Raw genomic sequence first — 240 nt, forward strand, 5'->3', positions numbered from 1 at the left:
GCACTTCCAATAACTTCAGTACTTATGGCTATTATTAAATAAATATAAGGCATTTTTAACTCCTTTTAATTTTCGTATTTTATTTAATTTTATTCTAAAGGATGGTATAAATTTTGAAAAGCCTTCTGAAGATTTAAGAAATGCACTTCCAATAACTTCAGTACTTATGGCTATTATTAAATAAATATAAGGCATTTTTAACTCCTTTTAATTTTCGTATTTTATTTAATTTTATTCTAA

The 240-nt window shown here is 22.5% G+C and carries 1 pseudogene; it reads right to left on the reverse strand.

Going from position 1 to position 240, the window contains the following annotated elements:
- Positions 1 to 99: 99 nt before the first annotated feature.
- Positions 100 to 195 (reverse strand): annotated as a pseudogene (locus EII32_RS12440) (SMR family transporter); the annotation flags it as partial.
- Positions 196 to 240: the final 45 nt, after the last annotated feature.

The organism is Prevotella sp. OH937_COT-195 (assembly GCF_003932845.1).
Taxonomy (GTDB): domain Bacteria; phylum Bacteroidota; class Bacteroidia; order Bacteroidales; family Bacteroidaceae; genus Prevotella.